This is a genomic window from Desulfoplanes formicivorans (assembly GCF_001748225.1).
Taxonomy (GTDB): domain Bacteria; phylum Desulfobacterota; class Desulfovibrionia; order Desulfovibrionales; family Desulfomicrobiaceae; genus Desulfoplanes; species Desulfoplanes formicivorans.
Genome location: NZ_BDFE01000022.1, coordinates 1 through 23782, shown reverse-complemented (window position 1 = coordinate 23782; position 23782 = coordinate 1). Strand labels below are relative to the sequence as shown.

Annotated in this window: 21 protein-coding genes; 15 read left to right on the top strand and 6 right to left on the bottom strand. The window is 54.2% G+C overall.

The genetic code is table 11. The annotated features are described in order from the left end of the window. Positions 1–2562, bottom strand: coding sequence for an alpha-glucan family phosphorylase (gene glgP / locus DPF_RS13385; protein WP_069860201.1), 2562 nt, complete (start codon positions 2560–2562; stop codon positions 1–3). A gap of 261 nt (positions 2563–2823) precedes the next feature. Between glgP and dut the strand changes: the two genes are divergently transcribed. The 15 genes from dut (at position 2824) to DPF_RS13310 (ending at position 16701) form a co-directional block, all read left to right on the top strand. Then, complete coding sequence (dut, locus tag DPF_RS13380) at positions 2824–3333, top strand: dUTP diphosphatase (RefSeq protein WP_069860235.1); 510 nt, start codon at positions 2824–2826, stop codon at positions 3331–3333. Between the two features lie 379 nt (positions 3334–3712). Next, entirely contained in the window at positions 3713–4918 is a 1206-nt protein-coding gene (locus tag DPF_RS13375) for an aspartate aminotransferase family protein (RefSeq protein ID WP_069860200.1), read from the top strand. Between the two features lie 231 nt (positions 4919–5149). Continuing rightward, a complete protein-coding gene (locus DPF_RS13370; protein WP_069860199.1) occupies positions 5150–5878 on the top strand; it encodes an amino acid ABC transporter ATP-binding protein in 729 nt (242 codons plus the stop codon). A 100-nt stretch (positions 5879–5978) separates the two neighbouring features. Further along, positions 5979–6761, top strand: a complete 783-nt coding sequence (locus DPF_RS13365) for an ABC transporter substrate-binding protein (RefSeq protein WP_439951213.1) — start codon at positions 5979–5981, stop codon at positions 6759–6761. 139 nt (positions 6762–6900) lie between these two features. After that, positions 6901–7602 carry an amino acid ABC transporter permease gene (locus DPF_RS13360; RefSeq protein ID WP_069860197.1) on the top strand — a complete coding sequence of 234 codons (702 nt, stop codon included), beginning with the start codon at positions 6901–6903 and terminating at the stop codon, positions 7600–7602. A 65-nt stretch (positions 7603–7667) separates the two neighbouring features. Next, positions 7668–8363 carry an amino acid ABC transporter permease gene (locus tag DPF_RS13355; RefSeq protein WP_069860196.1) on the top strand — a complete coding sequence of 232 codons (696 nt, stop codon included), beginning with the start codon at positions 7668–7670 and terminating at the stop codon, positions 8361–8363. Then, complete coding sequence (locus DPF_RS13350; protein WP_083254738.1) at positions 8353–9216, top strand: 50S ribosomal protein L11 methyltransferase; 864 nt, start codon at positions 8353–8355, stop codon at positions 9214–9216. The genes DPF_RS13355 and DPF_RS13350 overlap by 11 nt, the downstream gene beginning before the upstream one ends. A 188-nt stretch (positions 9217–9404) precedes the next feature. Next, complete coding sequence (locus DPF_RS13345) at positions 9405–10064, top strand: endonuclease III domain-containing protein (protein WP_069860195.1); 660 nt, start codon at positions 9405–9407, stop codon at positions 10062–10064. A 1-nt stretch (position 10065) separates the two neighbouring features. Further along, a complete protein-coding gene (locus tag DPF_RS13340) occupies positions 10066–11208 on the top strand; it encodes a murein hydrolase activator EnvC family protein (protein WP_069860194.1) in 1143 nt (380 codons plus the stop codon). A gap of 122 nt (positions 11209–11330) precedes the next feature. Next, the gene (locus DPF_RS13335; protein WP_069860193.1) at positions 11331–12638 is read left to right on the top strand and encodes a S41 family peptidase; all 1308 of its coding nucleotides are present in this window, start codon (positions 11331–11333) and stop codon (positions 12636–12638) included. 87 nt (positions 12639–12725) lie between these two features. Beyond that, positions 12726–13991 (top strand): divergent polysaccharide deacetylase family protein, encoded by a 1266-nt coding sequence (locus DPF_RS13330; protein WP_069860192.1) that lies wholly within the window; start codon positions 12726–12728, stop codon positions 13989–13991. A 93-nt stretch (positions 13992–14084) separates the two neighbouring features. Next, the gene (ndk, locus tag DPF_RS13325) at positions 14085–14504 is read left to right on the top strand and encodes a nucleoside-diphosphate kinase (protein ID WP_069860191.1); all 420 of its coding nucleotides are present in this window, start codon (positions 14085–14087) and stop codon (positions 14502–14504) included. Between the two features lie 3 nt (positions 14505–14507). Next, on the top strand, positions 14508–15302 hold the full coding sequence (gene proC / locus DPF_RS13320) for a pyrroline-5-carboxylate reductase (protein ID WP_069860190.1): 795 nt from the start codon (positions 14508–14510) through the stop codon (positions 15300–15302). Positions 15303–15587: 285 nt separating this feature from the next. Beyond that, positions 15588–16181: an HD domain-containing protein gene (locus DPF_RS13315; RefSeq protein WP_069860233.1), complete on the top strand. Its 594-nt coding sequence runs from the start codon at positions 15588–15590 to the stop codon at positions 16179–16181. Continuing rightward, the gene (locus DPF_RS13310) at positions 16162–16701 is read left to right on the top strand and encodes a hypothetical protein (RefSeq protein ID WP_141721143.1); all 540 of its coding nucleotides are present in this window, start codon (positions 16162–16164) and stop codon (positions 16699–16701) included. The genes DPF_RS13315 and DPF_RS13310 overlap by 20 nt, the downstream gene beginning before the upstream one ends. A 54-nt stretch (positions 16702–16755) precedes the next feature. Here DPF_RS13310 and DPF_RS13305 read toward each other — a convergent pair whose 3' ends face one another. The 5 genes from DPF_RS13305 to DPF_RS13285 all read right to left on the bottom strand — a co-directional run bounded on the left by DPF_RS13305 (position 16756) and on the right by DPF_RS13285 (position 23767). Further along, positions 16756–18768, bottom strand: coding sequence for a nucleoside-diphosphate sugar epimerase/dehydratase (locus DPF_RS13305; RefSeq protein ID WP_069860188.1), 2013 nt, complete (start codon positions 18766–18768; stop codon positions 16756–16758). Between the two features lie 459 nt (positions 18769–19227). Beyond that, positions 19228–20115 (bottom strand): MraY family glycosyltransferase, encoded by an 888-nt coding sequence (locus DPF_RS13300; RefSeq protein ID WP_176724280.1) that lies wholly within the window; start codon positions 20113–20115, stop codon positions 19228–19230. Positions 20116–20201: 86 nt separating this feature from the next. Continuing rightward, the gene (locus tag DPF_RS13295) at positions 20202–21161 is read right to left on the bottom strand and encodes an NAD-dependent epimerase/dehydratase family protein (RefSeq protein ID WP_069860186.1); all 960 of its coding nucleotides are present in this window, start codon (positions 21159–21161) and stop codon (positions 20202–20204) included. After that, a complete protein-coding gene (locus DPF_RS13290; RefSeq protein ID WP_069860185.1) occupies positions 21158–22294 on the bottom strand; it encodes a glycosyltransferase family 4 protein in 1137 nt (378 codons plus the stop codon). The genes DPF_RS13295 and DPF_RS13290 overlap by 4 nt, the downstream gene beginning before the upstream one ends. Before the next feature lie 180 nt (positions 22295–22474). Next, positions 22475–23767, bottom strand: coding sequence for a hypothetical protein (locus DPF_RS13285; RefSeq protein WP_069860184.1), 1293 nt, complete (start codon positions 23765–23767; stop codon positions 22475–22477). Between the last annotated feature and the right edge of the window lie 15 nt (positions 23768–23782).

Here is a 23782-nt window from a genome sequence, read left to right as displayed (position 1 = left end):
CTATGCCCAGTGGATCAGGCCCAGAGAATGGGGATCGAGCAAAAGGGGATGGGAAGGCAGAATACGCACGGTGTACCCGAATTTGCCCGAATGCATGGGTGACACCGTACCCCGGTACAACTGCCATCCATCACCCAGTTCTCCTGCTGGTTGCATGGGAGCGGTTTTTCGTGCCGTAAAACCTCCCTCATGGTCAAGGGGACCTGCGTAGATTTCCACCTGGATATCCTGGGGCCGCAATCCGTTGATCTGGATTTCGGCCGTGACCTCGATCTGTTCATCCACATAGAGTTCGAGTTCCGTGGTGGACTGGACATTCCTGATGCGCAGATTGGACCATTTGGTCATCAGATCCATGCGCCATGCCGAGAGATCCTTGGCCGCGGCAAAATTGTCCTCGGTGAGGCGCGTGTAATTGGTAAATGCCGGCATATAGGCCTTGCGCGCGTATTCCTCCACCATGCGGTGCCCATTGTACACGGAGCCCAGGGCCGCAAACTGGGCCTTCATTTTTTTGATCCATTCCCTGGGAAGGTTGCCCTTGTCCTTGGCATAGAACAGGGGGACAATATCCTTTTCCAGGATGTTGAACATGATCTGGGATTCCACAAAATCCTGGTATTCATTGTCCGCGTATTCTTCGCCCTGACCGATGGCCCACCCCAGACTGTTGTCGGGTCGGTAGGCCTCGGCCCACCATCCGTCCAAGGTGCTCATGTTCAATGCCCCGTTGATCATGGCCTTCATGCCGCTGGTCCCGCACGCCTCCAGGGGCCGGCGCGGTGTGTTCAGCCAGACGTCGCATCCCTGGACCAGATAACTGGCGATTTCCATGTCATAGTCCTCAATGAACACGATGCGGCCCCGGCATTCGGTCTCCTTGCACAGCTGGACCAGCTGCTGGATGATTTTTTTGCCTTCGTTGTCCCGGGGATGGGCCTTGCCCGCAATGACGAACTGGATGGGTGCCTTGGAGTTGTCCAGCAGGGAGAGGAGCCGGTCCTTGTCCCGCAAGAGCAGATAGGCCCGTTTGTACGAGGCAAACCGCCTGGCAAATCCGATGGTCAATGTCTGGGGATCAAGGACCTCTTCGGCGATCTGCAGTTCCATGCGCCGTCCACCCCTGGCCATGACCTGCTGCTTGAGCCGTTTGCGGGCGAAATCCACAAGGCGTTCTCTGAGGCGCTCATGGGTTCTCCAGAGTTCGGCATCGGGAATGGTCAGTGCCTTGGACCAGATGCGGTCGGTATGGGGATTGTCCTGCCAGGTGCTGCCCATGTACCGACGCATGAGATAGGCAATGTCCGGGGCGATCCAGGTCTGGATGTGAATGCCGTTGGTAATGGACTTGATGGGCACGTCCTCCACGGGATACTGGGGCCAGACCTTTTTCCACATGGAGCGCGAGACCTTGCCATGCAGCTTGCTCACTCCGTTGTTGAACCGGGAGAGCTTGAGGGCAAGCACGGTCATGCAAAAGGTTTCGGTGTCGTCACGCGGGTTTTCACGTCCCAGGGCCAGGAAGACCTTGAAGGCCAGGCCGAGATCATTGGCATACCCTTCGAAATATTGCTGCATCAGATTGGGCGGGAAACGATCGTTTCCCGCAGGGACCGGCGTGTGGGTGGTGAACACGCTGCTTGAGGCCACCAGTTCCAGGGCGGCTTCAAAGGACAGCTGATGCTCGTGCATGAAGATGCGGATGCGTTCAAGCCCGGCAAAGGCCGAATGGCCTTCGTTCATGTGAATGACCTTGGGGTGCAGTCCCATGGCGTGCAGGGCCTTGATGCCGCCAATACCCAGCAGGATTTCCTGGCGGATGCGCATCTGCAGGTCCCCGCCGTAGAGCTGGGCGGTAATATTTTTGAATTCCTGTGGGTTGTTCGGGACATTGGTGTCCAAAAGGTAAAGAAAAATCCGTCCGATGCGGGCCTGCCAGATCTGGAAGGTGAGTTCCAGTCCCTGCATGTTCAAGCTGATGTACAGGGGGGAGTTGTTGTCGCCTCTGACCAGGGAAAGGGGCATCTGGTCGAAATCGTTGTACGGATAGCGTTCCTGCTGCCAGCCGTCATGGGTTAGATACTGGTTGAAGTAGCCCTGCTGGTAGCACAGGCCCACGGCCACCAGGGGGATGTTCAGATCGCTGGCGGACTTGAGATGGTCCCCGGCCAGGATGCCCAGACCGCCCGAATAGATGGGCAGGGCAAGGGAGACACCATATTCCGCGCTGAAATAGGCCACAACCGGTCCCTTGTCCGGCGAGTGCAGGGGAATGGTTGTGGAGGTGTCGGAATTGTAGCGTTCCTGGAGCAGGGTCAGTTCTTCCAACCGGTCCAGAAAGAAGGTGTCCTTGGCCAGTTCTTCCAGCACGGCCTGGGGAAGATGGTTCAAAAACCAGACTGGATTGTGATGGCTTTGGGCCCAGAGATCCGGATCCATCTGGGCGAAGAATTCCTGGATTTCGTTTTTCCAGCTGAACAGAAAATTATAGGCCAGATCCCACAGGGATGAAAGGGATTCGGGCAGGCGCGGGATGACGCTGTATTTTTGCAATGGATGCATGAAAAGCCTCCTTGCAGGAGCGGTTTGCAGTTGATGTGCGTTCAGGCTCAAACACCGGCTTGGCCCAAGCAGTGGGTACTTGTGGCTAACAGGGTACCCCGGGCTGATGCGGGGCAACGTCGTAGGCAAGCACCGTAGTCGGAATTTGGGTGTTGACGGTATGCGGGATTATTCAGATAATACAATTTTTTCATGATCATGGCCATGGGGCAGCCGGCAGGCTCGTGCGCGGCGGGCTATCCCTTGTTCGTGCATGCATACATGGAAGCATCTCTTTTGCCAAGACAAGGAGTCATTGTGGATACAAAAACATCTCCCCATCTGGAAGTTCGTGTTCGGTTTCTTTCCAACGCATGCACCCCTGAAAATTTCGGGTATGCCACGGATGTCTCGGCCGGTTTGGACCTGCGGGCGTGTATGGCTGAGCAGGAGATTGTTCTTGATCCCGGAGAGCGGTATCTGTTCCCGGCGGGCATTGCCATCGAGATTACCCGGCCGGGCATTGCGGGATTTGTGTTTTCCAGAAGCGGGCTTGGTGCCAAGCACGGGTTGACCGTCAGTCAGGGCGTGGGGGTGATTGACCCGGATTATCGGGGAGAGATCAAGGTCTCCCTGCTGAACACCTCCCAAAAGCAGCACCGGGTTCTTCGGGGGCAGCGGATCGCCCAGCTTGTGTTTTTGCCGTTTTTTCACACCTCTATCCTGCCTGTCAGTGAACTGGGCAGGACCGCCCGGGGTGATGGCGGTTTCGGGCATACGGGAGAGATGTGATAGAGAGTGCGCAGTACACATGAGTGCTCAGTGCGCAGTACACTCAAGTACGCAGTGCGCAGTACGCAGGGCACAGATAAAAACATGTGGTGGTTATTGAAAAATTTTTGCCCCCCCCTTGTGTCTTTGGATCTCTTCGCGGTTAAAAAAAAGGGGAACCACGAAGGACGCCAAGGAACGCGAAGGATAATACTAGTGTTTTTGGTATTTGATTTTGTACTTCTCTTTGAAAATATCTCTTTGTTTTTTACTGCGCACTGTGTACTGTTCACTGCTGTGCACTGTGCACTTTAGTACAGTACGCCGCATTTGATACGGTTGTGGTAGCATATTGTTGATCCGTAATGAGGATCTATAGCCATTGAATGGAGATGGAAGAATGGAATATGAGGAACTCAGAAAACGTGAGGCCCGGGTCATGTGTCAGACCTACGGGCGGTATCCCCTGGCCGTGAAGTCCGCCAAGGGCACCACTTTGATTGATTTTGACGGCAACAAGTATCTTGACCTGCTGGCCGGTATTGCCGTGTGCAACCTGGGTCACAGCCATCCGGCCATTGTGGATGTCATGCGTACCCAGGCAGAAAAACTGGTTCATGTGAGCAATCTGTTTTATCAGGAAGAACAGATTGCCCTGGCGGAAAAGCTCCTTCCCTTAACAGGTATGGACCGGGTTTTCTTTTGCAATTCAGGAGCAGAGGCCAATGAGGGTGCCATCAAGATGGCCCGGCGGTATATGCAGGAAGTGCGCGGCCGCGAGGCGTACGAGATCATTACCCTTGAACGTTCCTTTCACGGCCGGACCCTGGCCACCCTTACGGCAACGGGACAGGACAAGATCAAGCGGGGGTTCGGACCGCTTCCTCCGGGATTCACGACCGTTCCCTTTGAGGACCTTGCCGCCCTCAACAAGGCGATCACTCCCAGGACTGCTGCCGTGATGGTGGAAGTCATCCAGGGCGAAGGCGGCATCCGGCCCCTTTCCCATGCGTATCTGCAGCAGGTCAGAGAACTGTGCGACAGCAAGGACATCCTGCTTATTGTGGACGAAATCCAGTCGGGCATGGGGCGAACCGGGCATTTCTGGGCTCACCAAGCCTCCGGGATCACCCCGGATATCTTTACCGCTGCCAAGGCCCTGGCCAACGGCCTGCCCATGGGCGCGGTTTTCTGTTCCCAGGAGGTGGCCCAAGCCTTTGGTCCGGGCAGCCATGGGACCACCTTTGGTGGGGGAGCCTTTGTCTCGGCCGTGGCCACCAGGGTTCTTGAGGTCATGGAACAGGAAGGACTTGTGGAGCGGTCCCGGGAATTGGGCGCGTGGATGCTTGGGGAATGCCTTGCCCTCAAGGAGGCCTTGCCCCACAAAATCGTGGACGTGCGTGGACGAGGTCTGATGATCGGCATCGAACTTGCTTTCCCGGGCCAGGCGGTTTGGAACCAGTTGCTCCAGGCAGGCTTTGTGCTCAATTTGACCCAGGAACGCGTGCTCAGGCTCCTGCCGCCTCTGGTGGTGACCAGGGAAGCGTTGCAGCGGTTTGTGGATGGTCTGCAAGCCGTTCTTGGGGCCTCCCACGGCGGGGCATGATCTTTACGAGGCCGGGCGGTTATATGACAAATTTGTTGATTTTGTGCGTTGGGCCAGGGAAAAAAGGGTAACTCCCCTTGATGTCGCCTGGTGAAAGGGGTAGAGACAAGGCAAACCTGTCCTTCGTTTGACAAAACCGTTAAAATCGCCTAGGGTTCCATGCTCTGTAGCTGGAAGAGTTCGGCGTGGCCAGGTCCTTTTTCTTTTTGAACGACCAAGCAGGTACTTTACATGGCAATGATAGAATTTCGCAACGTTCACAAATGGTATGGGGATTTCCATGTCCTCAAGAACATCAATGAAGAAGTTGAAAAAGGGGATGTGCTCGTCATCTGTGGTCCGAGCGGCTCCGGCAAGAGCACCATGGTTCGGTGCGTGAATCGTCTTGAAGAGATCGACAAGGGCGCCATCTACATGGAAGGCAAGGACATCACCCAGAAGACGGTCAACCTGAACCATTTGCGTTCGGAAATCGGTATCGTTTTCCAGCAGTTCAATCTGTACCCGCACATTTCGGTTCTCAAAAACGTTACCCTGGCGCCCATCAAGGTCAAGGGGGTTTCCAAGGCCGAGGCCGAGGCCACGGCACTGGAACTGCTCGATCGGGTGGGTATCAGCGATCAGGCCCACAAATATCCCGTGGAACTGTCGGGTGGTCAGCAGCAGCGTGTGGCCATTGCCCGGGCCCTGGCCATGAAGCCCAAGGTCATGCTCTTTGACGAGCCCACCTCGGCCCTGGACCCGGAAATGATCAACGAGGTGCTCAATGTCATGAAGGATCTGGCCCGGGAAGGCATGACCATGCTCTGCGTGACCCATGAAATGAGCTTTGCCCGCGAGGTGGCTGATCGGGTCATTTTCATGGATGGCGGTGAGATCCTGGAGCAGGGGACCCCGGAGCATTTTTTCACCAATCCGCAACACGACCGCACCAAAGCCTTTTTAAAGGAGATTCTCTAGCCCGCAATTCATTTTCGTCATACCAACCAGCACATCAACAACTATGGAGGAACGTATGGGTAGCAATTGGAAAAAAACATGTGTTTTGGCTCTTGTGCTCATGCTGGGCGTTTTCATGGCCAGCGCCAATGCCGGCAACATCGAAAAGATCAAACAGCGCGGTGCACTCATTGCCGGGGTCAAGGACGCTGTTGTTCCCTTTGGGTTTGTTGATCCAGATACCAACCAGCTGGTGGGTTTTGACGTGGACATCTGCCGGGCCATTGCCCAGAAGCTGGGCGTGGAACTGAAACTCAAACCCGTGACATCGGCCACCCGCATCCCCATGCTGACCCAGGGATCCATTGATCTGGCCGCTGCCACCATGACCCACAAGTTCGCCCGTGAAGACAGCATCGACTTTTCCATCACCTATTTCATGGACGGTCAGAAGATCCTGGTCAAAAAGGACAGCGGCATCACGAGCGTGGCCGACCTGGCTGGTAAAAAGGTCGGGACTGCCAAGGGTTCCACCTCGGAAAAGAACATCAAGCAGGCCCAGCCCAAGTGCAAGGTTCTCTCTTTCGAAGGCTATCCCCAGGCTTTTCTGGCCCTGCGTCAGGGCAAGGTTGCGGCTGTCACCACCGACTCCACCATCCTTCTTGGTCTCAAAAACAGCGCCCCCAATCCCGAGGATTATGTGATTGCCGGCGATTTCATCTCTCCCGAACCCTATGGGCTTGGTCTTCCTGAAAATGATTCGGATTTTCGCGATCTGGTCAACAGAACCCTGGTGGACCTGTGGAATTCAGGGGAATACCAGAAGATTTACAACAAATGGTTTGGTCCTGATTCCAAATACTATCTCCCCTTGAACTGGAAAATGGAGATCTGGCCCTACTAGCAGATACAATGATCATCTGTGCCGGGCTCTCCGGCACATTCCTTCATGACCCCGGACGCCCTGGCTGATCATTGATCGGCCGATTGTCCGGGGCCATGGTCTTCATCATCCACACACACGAAGCAAAACGAGCAAAACGTTGAACTACCAATTCGACTGGCATCTTGTCATGAGCGGGGAGTACGCCCAGTGGCTCAGGGAAGGGTTTGTCACCACCCTTGAGATCTCGGCCGTCTCCATTGTGCTGGCCATTTTTCTGGGCACGGTCATTGCCGTGTTCCGCCTTTCCAAGGTCAAACCCCTGGAATGGATCAGCATGGCCTATACGGAATTTTTCAGAAACACCCCGCTTCTGGTTCAGATTTTTTTCTGGTATTTCGGGTCCGAAGCCGTGCTTCCCACCTCGGTCAACGAGTGGCTCTATGCCCAGGATTTCGAGTTCTGGGCCGGGGTCATTTCCCTGACCGTGTATTCCTCGGCCTTTGTGGCCGAAGAGATCCGCTCGGGCATTTTTTCCATTCCCAAGACCCAGCTGGAGGCATCCCGAGCCGCAGGTCTCAGTTTTCTTCAGTCCATGGGCTATGTCATCCTGCCCCAGGCCTTCAGGATCATCATTCCCCCCCTTATTTCCCAGTGTCTGAACATCATCAAGAACTCGTCTTTGGTCATGACCATTGGCGTGGCAGAACTCACCTACATGGCCCGACAGATCGAATCCTACACCTTTCACGGGTTCGAGGCGTTCACCATTTCCACCTGTCTGTACATCATGATTTCCCTGGTGGTTTCCGTGTGCATGAATGTATACGACAAAAAGGTTTTGCGTTCCATGCACTATTGATGGGCAGGGGACTTTTTGCGTCGCATCCGTCATTTTTCAAGATTTTTTAGCAAAAGGAAACAGTTTTGAATTGGGATATTGTCTGGAATAATTTCGATTATTTTCTCATCGGGGCCTATCCCGAGGGGCCGCTGGGCGGTTTGGCCATGTCCATCCTCCTGGCCCTTGGAGGCATATTCGGTGCTTTCTGGCTGGGCCTTCTCTTCGGTCTGATGCGTCTTTCCCGGAAAAAATGGATCAAGTGGCCGGCTGTGGTGTATATCGAGATCGTCCGCGGTACACCGCTTCTCATGGTCATTTTCTGGTTCTATTTCCTGGCTCCCATTGTCCTTGGGCATACCCTGCCCGAGGCCACCAGCGCCCTCATCGCATTTATCGTGTTTACCGGGGCCTATATCGCCGAGATCGTTAGGGCCGGGGTTTTGGCCCTGCCCAAGGGACAAACCGAGGCGGCCCGGGGAACCGGACTTTCCCATTTCCAGACCATGGTCCACATCATCCTGCCCCAGTCCCTGCGGAACATGATCCCGTCCTTTGTGAACCAGTTCGTGAGCCTGACCAAGGATACCTCCCTAGCCTACATCATCGGGGTCAACGAACTCACCCGCACGGCCACCCAGGTGAACAACCGCACACTGATCGCTCCTACGGAGATTTTCATCACCATTGCGGTTCTTTATTTCATCATCTGTTACGTGCTCACCGCAACCAGCAGGCGGCTGGAACGTCAGCTCGCCAAATACCAGGCCCGTGGAAACTGATACCCAACAACTGCATATGGTCGGGTTTACCCTGCCCGAGTCCCTGGTGGAAGAGGTTACTCCGCTTCTGGTCACCCATTGCCCCCATGGCTGGCAGGAAGCAGGGGGTGCCTCGGCTACCCAGCGTACGTTTTATCTTTATTTTGAAAATCCCCTGGACGCCACGCATCTTTTGCAGACCCTGACGGCCCGCTGGCCGGAAATCGAGCCCCAAACAGGCGGGGTGAAAAAGGAGCAATGGGCCAGCGCGTGGAAACGTTTTTTCACCCAGATCGACATTGCCCATCGCTTTCGGGTGCAGCCTCCCTGGGCTGAACCCATCAATGACGGCCTTGAGCCCCTTGTCATCAACCCGCAGATGGCCTTTGGCACGGGACATCACGCCACCACAAGCCTGTGTCTGGAAGCCCTTGTTGATCTTCATGCCTCGGGCAGGATACAGGAGGGGGACCGGTTTCTGGATGCCGGAACCGGTTCGGGCATTTTGGGCATTGCCTGCACCAAGCTTGGTTTGACAGGGCTTGGGTTTGATCTTGATCCCCTGACCCTTGAAAACATCCACGAAAACAAGGTGCTCAATCATGTGGGGCCGGCATTTTCCGCCTTTGTGGGCACCATTGACTGTGTGCAAGCCGACTCCGGGTTCGACCTGATTCTGGCCAATATCCTGGCTGCTCCTCTGATAAGCCTTGCCCCGGCCCTGACCGCTCGGCTGCGGTCTGGAGGATGTCTGGTTCTTTCGGGACTGCTCCAATCGCAGTTAGCCCGGGTACTGGCAGCCTATGAGGATCAGGGCCTGGACACTCCCTCTGTCATGACCCGGGGGGACTGGGCCTGTCTTGTCTTTGCCTGACGATTATCTTTGCATCCTCACCCACCCTGGTCCGTTCCGGATAAGGGGAAACCCGCCTTTGACAATGGTTTGGGAAACGGCGTAGGCTCCAGCCACGCAGCCTGTTTGCGCATTCATTGTCCATAACCCCATGAACCCGGATAGGGTGTCCATTCCGGGTTGCACCCACACCCCATTCTCGTGTCTCCATGCAACGCAAATCCCTTTTGATGAACATGTACGGGGCCATGCTGGACAAGCTTGGTCCCAGTCATTGGTGGCCCGGAGAAACGCCCTTTGAAATCGCTGTTGGCGCCATCCTGACCCAGAATACCAACTGGTCCAATGTTGCCAAGGCCATTGCGAACCTCAAGCATGCAGGGGTCATGGATGCTGCCACCATGTATGCCCTGTCCCTGGAAGAATTGGCCGAGATGATCCGCCCGGCCGGGTACTACCGGCTCAAATCCAAACGTCTGCATCATTTTCTCGCTTTTTTGCGTTCGTCGTGCCGCTTCAACATGGATCTTTTACGCTCCCGGGACATGGACCAGCTGCGCTCTGCCCTGCTGGGGGTCCATGGCATCGGTCCTGAAACAGCCGACTCCATTCTCCTCTACGCCCTGGAGCAACCCACCTTTGTGGTTGATGCCTATACGGCTCGTATCTGCCACCGCCATGGCCTGGTGCCCGAGGAGATTTCTCATGAGGAATTGCGGGCGTTTTTCATGGATGTGCTCACTCCTGACATTCGGCTGTTCAATGAATTTCATGCCCTGCTGGTCAGGGTGGGGAAGGACTGGTGCAAAAAGAGCAAACCCTTGTGTGCTTCCTGCCCGCTTGGCCCGTTTCTGGAAGGAACGTCTTGACATGGTGCATACGGTTTTTTGCTGGAAAAAACAGTTGCAGCTCATGGTTTGTCTGTGCATGGGCCTTGGCGCGGTTGTCTGTTTTTGCCGGGTCTGCCTGGGGGCTTCGGCCACAGCCATTAAGGAGAATATTGCCCGGGAAACCACCAGGGCGTCGGAAAAAAAAGAGGCCCTGACCCGGTTGTCGGCCAAGGAGCGCAAGCTGTTCAAGAATCTGGCCCGGGTGGAAGACCAGATACGGACATTGGAAACACAGCTTGAGGCCAATCGCAGGGAACTCAAGGATCTTGAGGATCGCAAGGCGGTCATGCAAAAACGCTATGAAGCGTCCAGGGCAACGCGGGAAAGGCTCCATGAGGAAGCCGCCAGCCTGCTTCGAACCTTGTGGCCGGTTTTTCTCACCGGGCAGGCCAGCAAGCGGTTTGATCAGGGTGATTCCTGGGCTAGGGCTCAGCGGGAATCCACCTGGCTTTCAGCACTTTACGGGCAGACCGGAACCAAGTTGTTTGCCCTTCAAAAGGCTGAAACCCAGGCCCTTGAAGATCTCAAACACTTTGAAGAGGCCAGCCGGGCGGCCCAGGCCAAGGATGAGGAGCTTCGGGCCGTGCAGGAGGATCTGCTGGCAAAGCGGCTGGGGTTTTTGTCCCAGGTGAAAAAGATCCGCTCCCAAGAGCTTGATCTCAAGGAGGAACTGGCATCCATTGCCCAGACCATCAAGGACCTGCATTACAAATTGCAGATCCTTGACACCAGATCCTTTCCCAAGCTCAAGGGACACCTGCCCTGGCCGGCCAAAGGTCGTCTGGTCAAGGGCTTTCACCCCAAGGCCCAGCCGCCCCACAGGGGGCTGAGTCTGGCAGTCAACAAGGATGACAGCGTGCGTGCCGTGTCCTGGGGCAAGGTGGTTTATGATGATCAGTTGCGCGGATTCGGTCGGGTGATCATTGTTTTTCACGGCAAGGATTATTATTCCCTGTACGCCTTTTTGTCCCAATCCCGTGTCCGGGTGGGTCAGAAAATCGAAAAGGGTGAAATCATCGGTCAATGCGGGTATTACCCGCGCATCAAAGGGACTGGTTTGTATTTTGAATTGCGTTTTGGTCAAAAAGCCATTAATCCTTTGCATTGGTTGGAACCTGCGTGACACGAGGCTGCAAGCTCATGGACCAGGTTTTGTAGTCACGTCTTGTTGTATCTGATGGTTGAGCGTTGCAAATGACCTTCAAAGTCAGGTCGTGCATGAATATAAACAGTTCGGAGGATCTCATGCGGTTGAGTCATATGGTGGGCACGGCCCTGCTTTTGGGAACGTTGTTGGTGACGTCGGGCTCGAGCCTGGCCGAGAGCGATCCCTATGAATCTCTCAGGCGATTCAGCCAGGTACTCGACATGGTGGAGGAAAACTATGTCAACAAGATCGATCGCAATGCCCTGATCAATGGGGCCATCGAGGGCATGCTCCAGGAGCTCGATCCCCATTCCACCTACATGAGCAAGGAGGATTTCGAGGTTACCCAGCAGGATCTTTCGGGCAAGTTCGGTGGCATCGGCATCCAGATCGGGATCAAGGAAAAGCGGCTGACCGTGATCGCCCCCATTGAGGACACGCCGGCCTACAAGGCGGGCCTCAAGGCCGGGGACATCATCTTTGAAATCGATGGCGAGTCGGCTCTTGATATCACCCTCATGGAGGCGGTGAACCGCATTCGTGGGCCCAAGGGCACCCCGGTCACCCTGACCATTTTGCACAAGGACAGTTCCCGGCCTGAAAAGGTCAAAATTATTCGGGGGATCATCCCGGCCATCAGTGTCAAGACCCAGGAGCTTGCGCCTGGATATCTGTACCTGCGCCTGACGGATTTCAAGGCCAATACCGTGCAGGACATGCGCAAGGCTTTAAACAACTATACCCGCAACCATGAGCTGCGCGGATTGATCATGGATCTTCGGTCCAATCCCGGAGGCATTTTGAGCCAGGCGGTTGATGTGGCTGATGTGTTTCTGTCCAAGGGGCTCATCGTGTACACCCAGGGCCGCGATGCCGACTCGCGCCGGGAGTTCATGGCCCATGATCAGCGTTCTGACATCACCTGCCCCATGGTGGTGCTCATCAATTCGGGATCAGCTTCGGCATCCGAAATTGTTGCCGGCGCCCTGCAGGATCAAAAACGCGCCCTGATCATGGGTGAGAAATCCTTTGGCAAGGGGTCGGTGCAGACCATTATCCCCATGGCCGATGGCTCGGGCATCAAGCTGACCATTGCCCTGTATTATACCCCCAATGGCCGGTCCATCCAGGCCGAGGGCATTGTTCCCGACATTGAGTACGCCTTTGTGCCCTCCCAGGCAGCGGATGAGGACCAGGAACTTTTGGAGTTTAGGGAAGAGGATTTTGCCAGACACCTGGAAAATCCCAATGGCAGGAAGAACGGGTCCTCGACCACCGACCATGCTGTCTTGCAGGAGCAGGACAAGCAAAAGGCCAAAGCCATGCTGGCACGGGACAATCAGCTGCGACTGGCTCTGGAATTTGTCAAACAGCTTCCCCGGATCAGCCAGATTCACGGGGAATAACGCCTGATTCGCATCTGCTTGCAAGTACCAACCTGCCGGAGGCCGTGTTCTTGACGGCCTCCGGCTTTTTTACAAGGTTTCTGCCCCATGGCGTCCACAAAAAAATCCCCCCGAACATCCAGGACCAGAAAAAAGACAGATCCGCCTGTGCACTGGTTTTTGCGCTATCACGTGACCCTGTGGGTCATTGTGCTGGCCCTGACCGGACTGGCCGCAGTGGTGGCCCTTCGCCTTCCCGAACAGAAAGTTGTCTCCCAGCCTGCCGTGCCCCAAGCCACGGCAAAAAAGGTGACACCGCGCCCTGCACGAATCCCGGTGATCAAACCCCGGCCTTCTTTGCAGTACGAAGAGGAAACCCGAACCCTTGAGACGCGGGTCAAGGAGCTTGATCTGGCTTTGATCCAGACCCTGGTGGTGTACGGGTATGATCCTGTGGGCATTGTGCACGGCAATGTGGAGACCAGGTATCGCCATGGGCACGAGTACCATTTCCAGCATCTGGAACTGGCCCTGCCAAGGGATATGGATGCGTTGCTCGCCTCATTGCGGGAGAACATCCACGATCTGGTGCGCGACGGCCACATGCGCTATGATGCCCGCGCAAAACAGGTGACGCTTCTGGTGGGTGATCTGCCAACCCATGTCATTGAGTTTGGTGAACCAGCACGTGCACCCCGATCCCCCGGGCAAAAAGACGCGTGCATGGTCATTGTTGTGGACGATCTGGGTCGGTCCCTGGATGCGGGAAAACGTCTGGTGGACCTCTCTTTTCCTGTTACCTTTTCGGTCATGCCCCATGAGCCCCATTCGCCGGAAGTGGCCAAACTTGCCCGGAAGCATGGAAAAGAGATCATTTTGCATCTGCCCATGCAGCCGGAAAGTTATCCCAAGGCCAATCCCGGGCCCGGAGCCCTGTTCGTGGACATGTCCCCTCAGGTTGTCACCCAGACCGTGCTGCAGGATCTGGCCCGGATTCCCGGAGTCAGTGGCGCGAACAATCACATGGGATCGCGATTCACCCGGGACAGAAAAGGCATGGAAACGGTCATGAAGGTGTTCAGGGATCGTCACCTGTTTTTTCTGGACAGCCTGACAACGGCAGGCAGCTGTGGGGAAGAGGTAACCTCCAGATACCATGTCCCGTATTTGCGAAGGCATGTGTTCCTGGACAATGTCAGGGATGAAAAGGCCATCTTGTTCCAGCTGCGCAAGGCCCAGAGCCTGGCCCGAAAACGGGGAGCCTGCATAGCCATAGGACATCCCTATCCCGAAACCCTTGATGCCTTTAAGGCGTGGGAGCATCTGCGTGATCCGGACGTGCACCTGGTCCGGTTGGCGGATCTGCTGCCATAACGCCTGGTCAGCTGACTTGCACTTTGAGAAGTCCAAGGGTAACAAGCGCCATCGCGTACCCATTTCAACCATTTGTCTACAAGGAGGAACATGATGATAGAACGCACTTTTTCCATTGTGAAACCCGATGCCGTCCAACGGAATCTGCAAGGGGCCATCCTGAAGATGATTCAGGATGCCGGTCTTAAGATCGTTGCCATGAAAATGATCCACATGACCAAGGAACAGGCCGAAGGCTTTTATGCCGTGCACAAGGATCGCCCTTTTTTCGACAGCCTGGTTGCCTACATGTGTTCCGGACCCTGTGTTGTCTCCGTGCTGGAGGGTGAAAACGCCATTGCCAAGTATCGCGAGGTCATGGGTGCCACCAATCCTGCCGAAGCGGCCGAAGGAACCATCCGCAAGACCTTTGCTCTGGATATTGAAAAGAATTCCTGTCACGGATCTGATGCTCCTGAAACAGCTGCTCAGGAGATTCCCTACTTTTTCAGCCAGCTGGAGATCGTGGGTTAACTCATGGAACATCTTGGGATCATCGGAACGGGCAACATGGGCGGGGCTTTGGCCATGGGTGCCGGGGATCTGGCTGAAGTGACCCTGTATGGATTTGATCCCTCCAGCAAGCGACTGGAATCCCTGCGTGCCGCCTGCGGGCTGATCCCGTGTGCCCATCCCCAGGAGGTGTGCCAGCGGTCAACCTATGTGCTGCTGGCGGTCAAACCTCATCTGGTTCCTGTTGTCCTGGCGGATATGCGGGAACATCTCGGGCCAGATATCTGTCTGATTTCCATTGCTGCCGGGGTGACCATGGATCGGCTCAAAGAGCTGACCGATCATGTCTGTCCGGTTATCCGGGTCATGCCCAACACCCCGGCCCTGGTGGGTCAGGGGGTCTTTGCCGTGTGCCTGGAGGATGAAGGTCTTACCGAGGCCAACAAGACCTTTGTCATGAACCTGCTCGGGCATATGGGTTCTGCCTATGAGCTTGAAGAGCGTCTTTTTGACGTTTTTACCGGCCTTGTGGGTTCGGGACCTGCCTATGTGTTCCATTTCATGGAGGGACTCATTGATGCGGGCGTGAGTCTTGGCCTTGGTCGGCAGCAGGCAACAGACATGGTCAAGGGGCTTGTGACGGGTTCGGCAACCATGGCCGCCACAAGCGAGATGCACATCACCCAGCTCAAGGAAATGGTCACCTCCCCGGGGGGCACCACCATTGCCGGGCTCAATGAGTTGGAAAAGCGGGCCTGCAAGCATGCCCTGTACAAGGCTGTCAAGGCGGCCCATGACAGAAGCAGGGAGCTCGGTTAGAGTGATCTGCTGGATGTCCATTGTCACAAGTACACAAAAAAAGCGGCCCTTTGGCCGCTTTTTTTTGTTTGCCTCGGGGAAAGAGGGCATTTGGGCCCGACAAGGGCGCAAGCCACGTCCAATCCAAGGGGGTTCGCGGGTGAGCCCCCCCGGGCAAACCCCTTGCTCAAACAACCAGGAACCATTAGCACTCAAACCATGTACAACAAAGACCAGAATGCAGCACACCATGACAGGGTAGAGGAAACGCATCAGGAAGAGGAGGCACCCTCCCGCACGTCAGCCATGGGAGATCTTTCCCGGGTTGCGGATTTTCTGTTGGAAGCCGGCATGCTCAGGAAGACCCCCAGAACAGGATATCAATTTCTGGGTACCGGGCAGGAAAACGTGGCAGAACATTCCTTCAGGACTGCGGTGATCGGGTATGTCCTGGCCAAGCGCATGAAGGCGGATGTGGGGCGCACGGTGTGCTTGTGCCTGTTCCACGATCTGCACGAGGCCCGGATTGGTGATTTCAACTACGTCAACCGCATCTACAATACCTGTGATGTGGAAAAGGCCCTGCATCATGCCACTGAAGGGACCGGGCTTGAGGAGGAGATGCTTGACCAGTGGAAGGAGCTGGAAGGTGTGGAAACCGTGGAGGCCTGTATTGCCCAGGACGCGGATCAGCTGGATTTCATCCTCAATCTGAAGGAAGAGGCGGATCTGGGGAACCGGTTTGCAGCCAAATGGCTCAAGGGAGCCCTGCCTCGTTTGCGTACCCAGGAAGCCAGGGAACTGGCAGATGCCATCATGCGTGCTGAAATCGACCGATGGTGGTTTGACCGTCCCGACAAGACCTGGTGGTCAAGGGGAAATGGGCATCACTCGTCTTAAGACATGGAGAATGGCCTGGGCCCTGGGCCTTGCCTGCCTGGTGCACATGATCCTTGCCGCCTTGATCATGGGCGAGGTGTTGCAAACGCCTGCACAACATCCTGATCTGATTGTGGACTTAAGCCCCCTTCACGTGAACAGGGTCACCCGGAAGGGCGGGGATCTGGTTGTGACCGCGTTGCCTGGTCCTACGATCAAGGTTTCAGGTGGCAGGATGCCTGCCACCGATCGGATCGGCCGGGAGGCCCACCAGGCAGATGATCTGCTTCGCATTATTCGGCAACGGGTCATGGAACTATGGGAACCAGCCCGCCCTCCTGGTCCGGGACAGGCCCTCATTGTGCTTGACCTGGGTTCGCACCTGCAGGTGCACGACGCGCACGTGGTCAGGGTGACCGGAACCAGGGAGTTTGTCCGGTTCATGCACGCCTTTGCCCGCCGCCTGAAGGGGCTTGAGGTGCCGGGTGCGGATCATCCCGGAGGGCTTCGGGTTGAATGTGAATTCCGCGTGGAGGAATGAGGTTGTCTTGCCGTGACCGTTGGTCATGGCAGGGGTTTGAGCCAGCAAGGCGGGTTATTGCTTTTTGGAGGTTGCAGCAGGAGCGGTGGCCACCATCTGTCTTTTTCCCATGGGAGCGTCAGGGAGAGCATCAGGGCGAGCATTAGGGGGAAGATCATCCAGCACGCAGGGAGCCGGTTGGGGGGTATATTCCGGGACCATGGCGTGGAGCTGGCGTTTGAGTTTGCTACTGTCATACTCCAGGGCGATTTCAAGCAGCTCGGCCAATTGGCGTTCCAAGCGTGGCCGGTAGTCCGGGGAGAGCACTTCGCCATCGTCTTCAGGGCGAAGGACCATGATATCGCTGTGATCGGTCTTTACCACGCCTTCGCCATGGGTGATGAGCTCTTCGTACAATTTTTCGCCAGGACGAACCCCTGTATACCGGATCTCGATGTCAACATCAGGCTCCTTGCCCGAGAGGCGGATCAGGTCCCGGGCCATGTCCGCGATTTTCACGGGTGTGCCCATCTTGAGGATGAAGATTTCCCCGCCCCAGCCCATGGTGGCAGCCTGGAGAATGAGCTGACACGCCTCGGGAATGGTCATGAAATACCGGGTCATCTCTGGGTGGGTCACGGTGACAGGGCCGCCGTTTCGGATCTGCTTTTTGAACAGGGGGATGACCGAACCTGATGATCCCACCACATTGCCAAAACGCACCGCCATGAACCGGGTGGAGGTTATGGGCCGGGACTGCATGAGCAGCTCGGTGATCCGTTTGGTGGTTCCCATGACATTGGTGGGACGCACTGCCTTGTCTGTGGACACAATGACAAAGCGTTCCACCCCGTGTTTTTCTGCCGCGTCCATGGTCACCTGGGAGCCCAGAACGTTGTTGAAAACAGCCTCCCAGGGGTTGCATTCAACCAAGGGCACGTGTTTGTAGGCGGCCGCGTGAAAGACCACTTGGGGTTGGTAGCGAGCCATGACCCGATCCATGAGCACCTTATCCTGAACCCGGCCAAGAACCGTCACATAGTTGGAAAATGCGTGCCTGTGCACCAGTTCCATTTCCATGGCATAGAGTCCGGCCTCGCTTCGTTCGACAAGGATGACCAGGCCGGGATCAAACCGGATGATCTGCCGCACCAGTTCCGAACCAATGGACCCGCCTGCGCCCGTGATCAGGACCACCTTGTTTGTCAGGCAGGAGGAAATGGATTCATTGTGGATGCGGATGGGATCGCGTCCCAGGAGATCCTCGTACCTGACCTCACGGAACTGCTGGATGGTAACCTGTCCGTTGATGAGATCCCCCAACCGGGGCAGGGTTCGGTAGGTCAGACCGGATGCCTTGCAGGCATCGATAATCTGGCGCATTTGCGTCCCTCTGGCCGAGGGAATGGCAATGAGCACCTCTTCCACCTGCCTGGTGCGGACCACCTGACGGAGCAAATGAACCGGACCCAGCACAGGCACCCCATGCAGGCTGCGGTTATGCTTGTCCTTGCGGTCGTCCAGAAAGCCCACCACTTCATAGGCTATTTCAGGGGTGTCAATGATCTCCCGAAGGGTTTTCTCTCCGGCATCTCCAGCCCCCACAATGAGCACCCTGCGCAGCCTGGACCGCCGTTTACGATAGATGCGCGGTGACAGCAGAGTGGCGGTGCTGAAATGTCCCATATGCAGGAACATGGTCCTGATGGCCACGCGCATGCCCCCTGTCAGCACAAAGGTGAGCAGGGCATCAAGTATGAACACCGACCTGGAAAAGCCTGCAAGTCGCACCCACATGGACAACAGGGTGATGGCAATCATCTGGGAGAGGATAACGGCTTTGAACAGCTGCCAGGAATCCCGCAGATCCGTGTACCGCCACATGCCCCGGTACAGACCAAAGACAAAGAAAATAACGGTTTTGACAGGGAGCAGGACGGAAAGCAGGGTGAGTATCTGCCTCAGATACTGCGGTTCCAGTTGGAAATTGAAACGCAGCAGCATGGCCAGGAACAGGGATGCCGCGAAGAGTAGGATGTCCGTGGCCAGGACCATGTAGAAATGCAGATTTTTGAATTGCTGAAACATGTGCTTCCCGTGAGATAGGCGTGATGAGCGGCAAAGACAAAGGGATCACAAGTATGGGAACTGTTTTCCCCAGCGAGGATCTCGCATACACCGATTCGAAAAAAAGAAAAACCCTGGCTGCCCTAGGGAACAGGGTAGGGTCGGGAGGTAGGGTATTATCCCTGGGAGGTGTTGTATGGTTATGAACGATAAATCGCAACTTATTGAAAAAAAGACGAAAATACAAATTCCTCCTGGACGGTAATCTGTTGTCTATCTACATGATCACGTCATTACCAGGTAGGGAATGACGCCAGAAAAGGCAAAAAGACTGATCACCAGAGGGCATAAAATTTTTTCTTGGCGTCCTTTGCGGTTCCCTTTCTTTTTTACCGTGAAGGAAGGCAACGAGTACCTATTTCAGATGGACCTGTTTTTTCTGCGTTCTGTGTACTGTGCCCTGCGTACTCTAGTGTACTTTTAACCCCATGCCTTGTGTTTGATTCTGGCATCCACAAGGACCCAGATTCCAAAACACAGGATCAGGGCCGTGCATACGGCAAAAAGTCCATATCGTGAAAGAAAGAGGATCATCCCGAAGATCAGTGCCTGTACCACACCATAGCTCAGGCTTACCTTCCAATGTGCTGTCCCCATTTCGTTGACCAGAACCTGGTACAGATGTTTTCTGTGGGGTTGGAAAAAAGAATCTCCCTGCTTGAATCGCTGGAGCATGGTGCAGAGTTCATCGGCGTAGAATGTGAACAAAAGCGAGCACAGCACCACAAAGTCAAGAAAACTCTCGGCCAGCCCCACCACGAACAGCCCGAAGCAGAAGCCAAGGAGCACGCTGCCGATATCGCCCATGAACACCCTGGCTTGGGGCACATTCATGGGTAAAAATCCCGCGCATCCTCCGGCCAGGGCCAGGCTTGCCGTGCCGATATCTGTCCTGCCCATGGAAAAGGCCCACCAGGTGAGCCCGGCAAATCCGACTATCCCGGTCATTCCGGCGATCCCGTTGATACCGTCCATGAAATTGTAGAAATTGGCCGTGCCCACGATAAAAATCACAAATGCGGGAACAAGAAGCACCCGGGCACCCCAGGAAAGGTGCAAGCCAGATTCGCACTCTATCCCCCACAGGGCCAGGAAGGCACAGGTAAACTGGACCAGAAGACGAAATGTGGGGGTGAGTTCCTGTTTGTCTCCTTGGAAACTGATCAGGGCCAGGATTGTGGCCCCACACACGGCGATGCGTGACAAAGAGCCCACAAGGGAAAAAAGGACAAATGCCGCCAGGATGCCCACACCACCGCCTTTGGGCGTTGGGCAGGAATGGGAACTACGGGAACTTGGGACGTCCATGAGGCATAACTTTTCTGCATACCGTGCAACAGTCCATGCTCCCAGCAATCCACAGATAAACGCTCCACACCCAATGAGTCCACCCGTCATGGTTTCATTCCTTCAAGAATTTCCGGTAGGGCCGATGGCAGGTCCCATTGGGGAGTAAATCCTAGTTCCTTCATGCTTTTACTCGTATCGTACCAGGCCGAGCCCGTCATTTTATGCAATACATCGGAATCAAATAAGAATCTGCGCCCGCGCAATCGTCCGATCCCGTCACCAATGCGTGCGGCAACGCAAAGTACACTTTGGGGAAGGCTCCAGCCGGGCAGTTTTTTGCCCAAAGCCTGATTGATGGCCGCATAGATGTCATACGTGCTGTACTGTTTGCCATCGGAAACAATGAACACCTGACCTGATGCTGCCTGGTCCTCAGCCGCCAGTATCGCGGCCTGCACCAGATCGTTTACATGTACCATGGATCGTTTATTGGTAAGGGAGGGCGAAAGAGGGGGGAAGATTCCTTTTTGAATAAATCGGATCAGTTGCGGCAGATAGCCTTTGGCTCCCGGTCCGTAGACCATGGTCGGGCGGATTACCACGGGATGGGACACGTATCCGGCAAAGAGGACAAGCTGCTCTGCTTCATATTTGGATATGCCGTATGGGGTCTTGGGATTGCACGGGCTTGTCTCGTTGTCATTATGCCCGATCTCTCCCATGGCCTTGATAGAGCTGAAATAGATAAAACGGGTGGCGCCCATTTTTTTTGCCAGCTCAAGAACATGGCGGGTGCCTTGGGTGTTCACGGTATGGTATTCGTCTTCTTCGCCTGCATGCTCGCTCAGGGCATGGGCCTTGCCTGCAAGATGAAAGACGGTGTCGCATGAGGGTAATTCCGGAAAGGAAAGGGGGGTACGAATATCTCCGTACAAGGCATCGTCCCACGCACCTTTATACTCTTTGCGCAAGAGAGCAGTGACTCGGCACCCTTTGTCCTTGAGCATGCGTACCAGCACCTGCCCGATGAACCCGTTTGCGCCGGTTAGCAGCACCTGTTTCATTTCGCGCCTTCCTGCAACAGTTCTTCCCAAACACGCATGGTTTCTTCTGCCACCTGTTCCTGTGAAAAGTGGTCAAGCACCATTTTACGACCCGCAATTCCCATGCGTTTGCACAACTCAGGGTCTTCAATCAGCTTCATTAATGAAGCAAACAGCATCTCCTCGTTTTTCAGGGGAACCAGGAAGCCATTGTTGCCATCCTGGACCACTTCCCGACAGCCAGGAACGTCATACGTCACAATAGGTATTTCACAGCTGGCTGCTTCAAGCAATGCTTTGGGCAGTCCTTCCCCGTAAGACGTAGGTAAACAGACGATTGTTGCCTGGCGGTACACCTCGGGCATGTTTTCACAGCGGCCCCACCACTCAACAATTCCATCACGTACCCATTCTTGCAATTGTTCAATTGAAACACTTTCCAAATTCTGATCATCAGGCGCGCCAACAAGAACAAAACGCACATCTGGCCTTTGAATTCGCACTCGACGTGCAGCGTTTACGAATTCGCCAATGCCTTTAGCCCAAAGCATTCGAGCCGGTAAGATGACAAGGGGCTTGTCCGGGAAATGGTTCGCTGGAGAAAATAACTGTGTATCAACACCAGCGCCTCTAATCATGCGGATGCGATTTTCTGCAATGACTCCTGCAGTTGTTAATATTTCTGCATCATCAGGATTTTGCAATATGAGGATAGACTTTTTTCCGCGCAAAGCGATCTTGAACAAAAAAATGATAAATGGTCTTAAAAATGCAGCATATTTGTTAGAAGAACTAAAAACAAATCCGAGTCCTCCCAACGCGGATACTCTTGATTGGATTCCAGATAAAAAACATGCAATGGAAGCATAAATAACAGGTTTTAATGCTACTGCATGAACAATATCGGGCCGAAATAAACGAATACCTCTCCAAAGATCAAATAAGGTCGAAAGTTCATGAAATGGATTGCTTGATCTGCGTGATATCTGCCAGTCAATAACTTTGATGCCTGCAGATTCAATAATGTCTCGATAACTGGAAACCCTGGAAATAAGTCCTACTTCATACCCGGCGTTTATTGCTGCCTTGGCCAAATGCAGCCGGTGGGATAAAAAATACCAATCTTCAGAAACAATAAAAAGTAACCGCTTCAATGAATGCTCTCTTTTTTGGGTTATTCGACGTTTTGTGTGGAATTCATAGAGCAACCAAAATCTGAATCGGAACCGCAATCAGGTGGACTGATCCTGCGATAGGCAAGGGATGTATTACGTGCCTTATGCTCATGATTTTGAAAAAACGTGAATTATTCTTACGTTTTTTTTGACGGGATTTTAATTGTTTTTTCTGGCCTCTACCCGTCGTTGTAACCATAAACCCCAACCCAAGACGCCCAAACCATTCAAGATTTGTAAATCGCCATAACGCATGCGGTAGAGGGTGCCAATATTGCAGACGACCAATGACAACACTAGAATTAATGTGAGTGGCATGAGAATAACAACTACGAGAGTAAGGCGATGATCTTTGTTCAGGCACAAGAGCAGACCAACCCCTATGAAAAGTATATAAGTTAGGATCATTTCCATACCGCTCACTTGTCGTATGAGATTCGCCTCCAATGAATGACCATGATGCGCTGACCACATGGAATAAAACGGCGAAAATAGGCCTATTTGCAGAGCGCGTGGTGAATAAGAGATAATGTCTGTCAGGGAGTGAAAGCGTACGTCAGTATCAATTTTGCTTTTGGCATTAGGATAGCCTGTCGCAAAGCCAACTCGTCTGGCATCTAAAGTAGCTACGAGTTTTGTAATATAGTCAGATGTAGCCAGGAGGTTCTTCACCCGTGGGGTAGTAACCCGCATGTGCATGTAGCTGGTCTGAATGAGCAGGCAGAGTATGATTCCTGTCCACCAGAGAAGATTCCGTTTTTTGCGTGTTAGAAATCCAACCACCATAGTGGCCAAGAGTGAGCTGGCTAACACAGGTTGCAATAGATAGGGGCGAACAGTCCATACCAGTAAACATCCAACAGCGGTGATTACCATTTGGTTCAAGATGAAACGCCAGTTTGTTTTTGGGTAGTGGGTAAAGCGTGTCCAGATCCAGATAAGTATTAATATGCCAGCAATTGAAAAAACATCTTTGTGAATTTGGGCGTAAATGATGATTGCACTTGGAAACAGAACGAGTGGGAATATGCCTAGTAATGCAAGCTGGCGGGGAACAAGCAAAGAAAAAATCTCAAATAAGCAAACTGCGCCAAGGGCAAACAAGGTTGCGTTGAGTGGTAGAAAAATCCATGGCTTGTAAATGTCTGTTACACAATAAAGAGCAGCTGCAATACCTGCGGGAGCCTGGCCCTGCGGGCGTAATTCCCAGGCATGCCAACCATTACGTTCTATTTTTTTTGCTGTTTCCGTCGCAAGACGGTGAAAGCGTGTCCAATCGCCCCCTTTGATAAGTCCATGTCCGGCATGCAGATTCGGTAGGGATGGAAGTATTATCAGTTGAAAAAGAAATCCTACCAGCAAGACCCATATAAGATTTGCCTGCAAAAAGTAAAAATGTCGCTCACAGTAAACGGAAAGACTTAAACGGATAATTTCATGATGTGAGCACAAAATTATTCCCGGCTA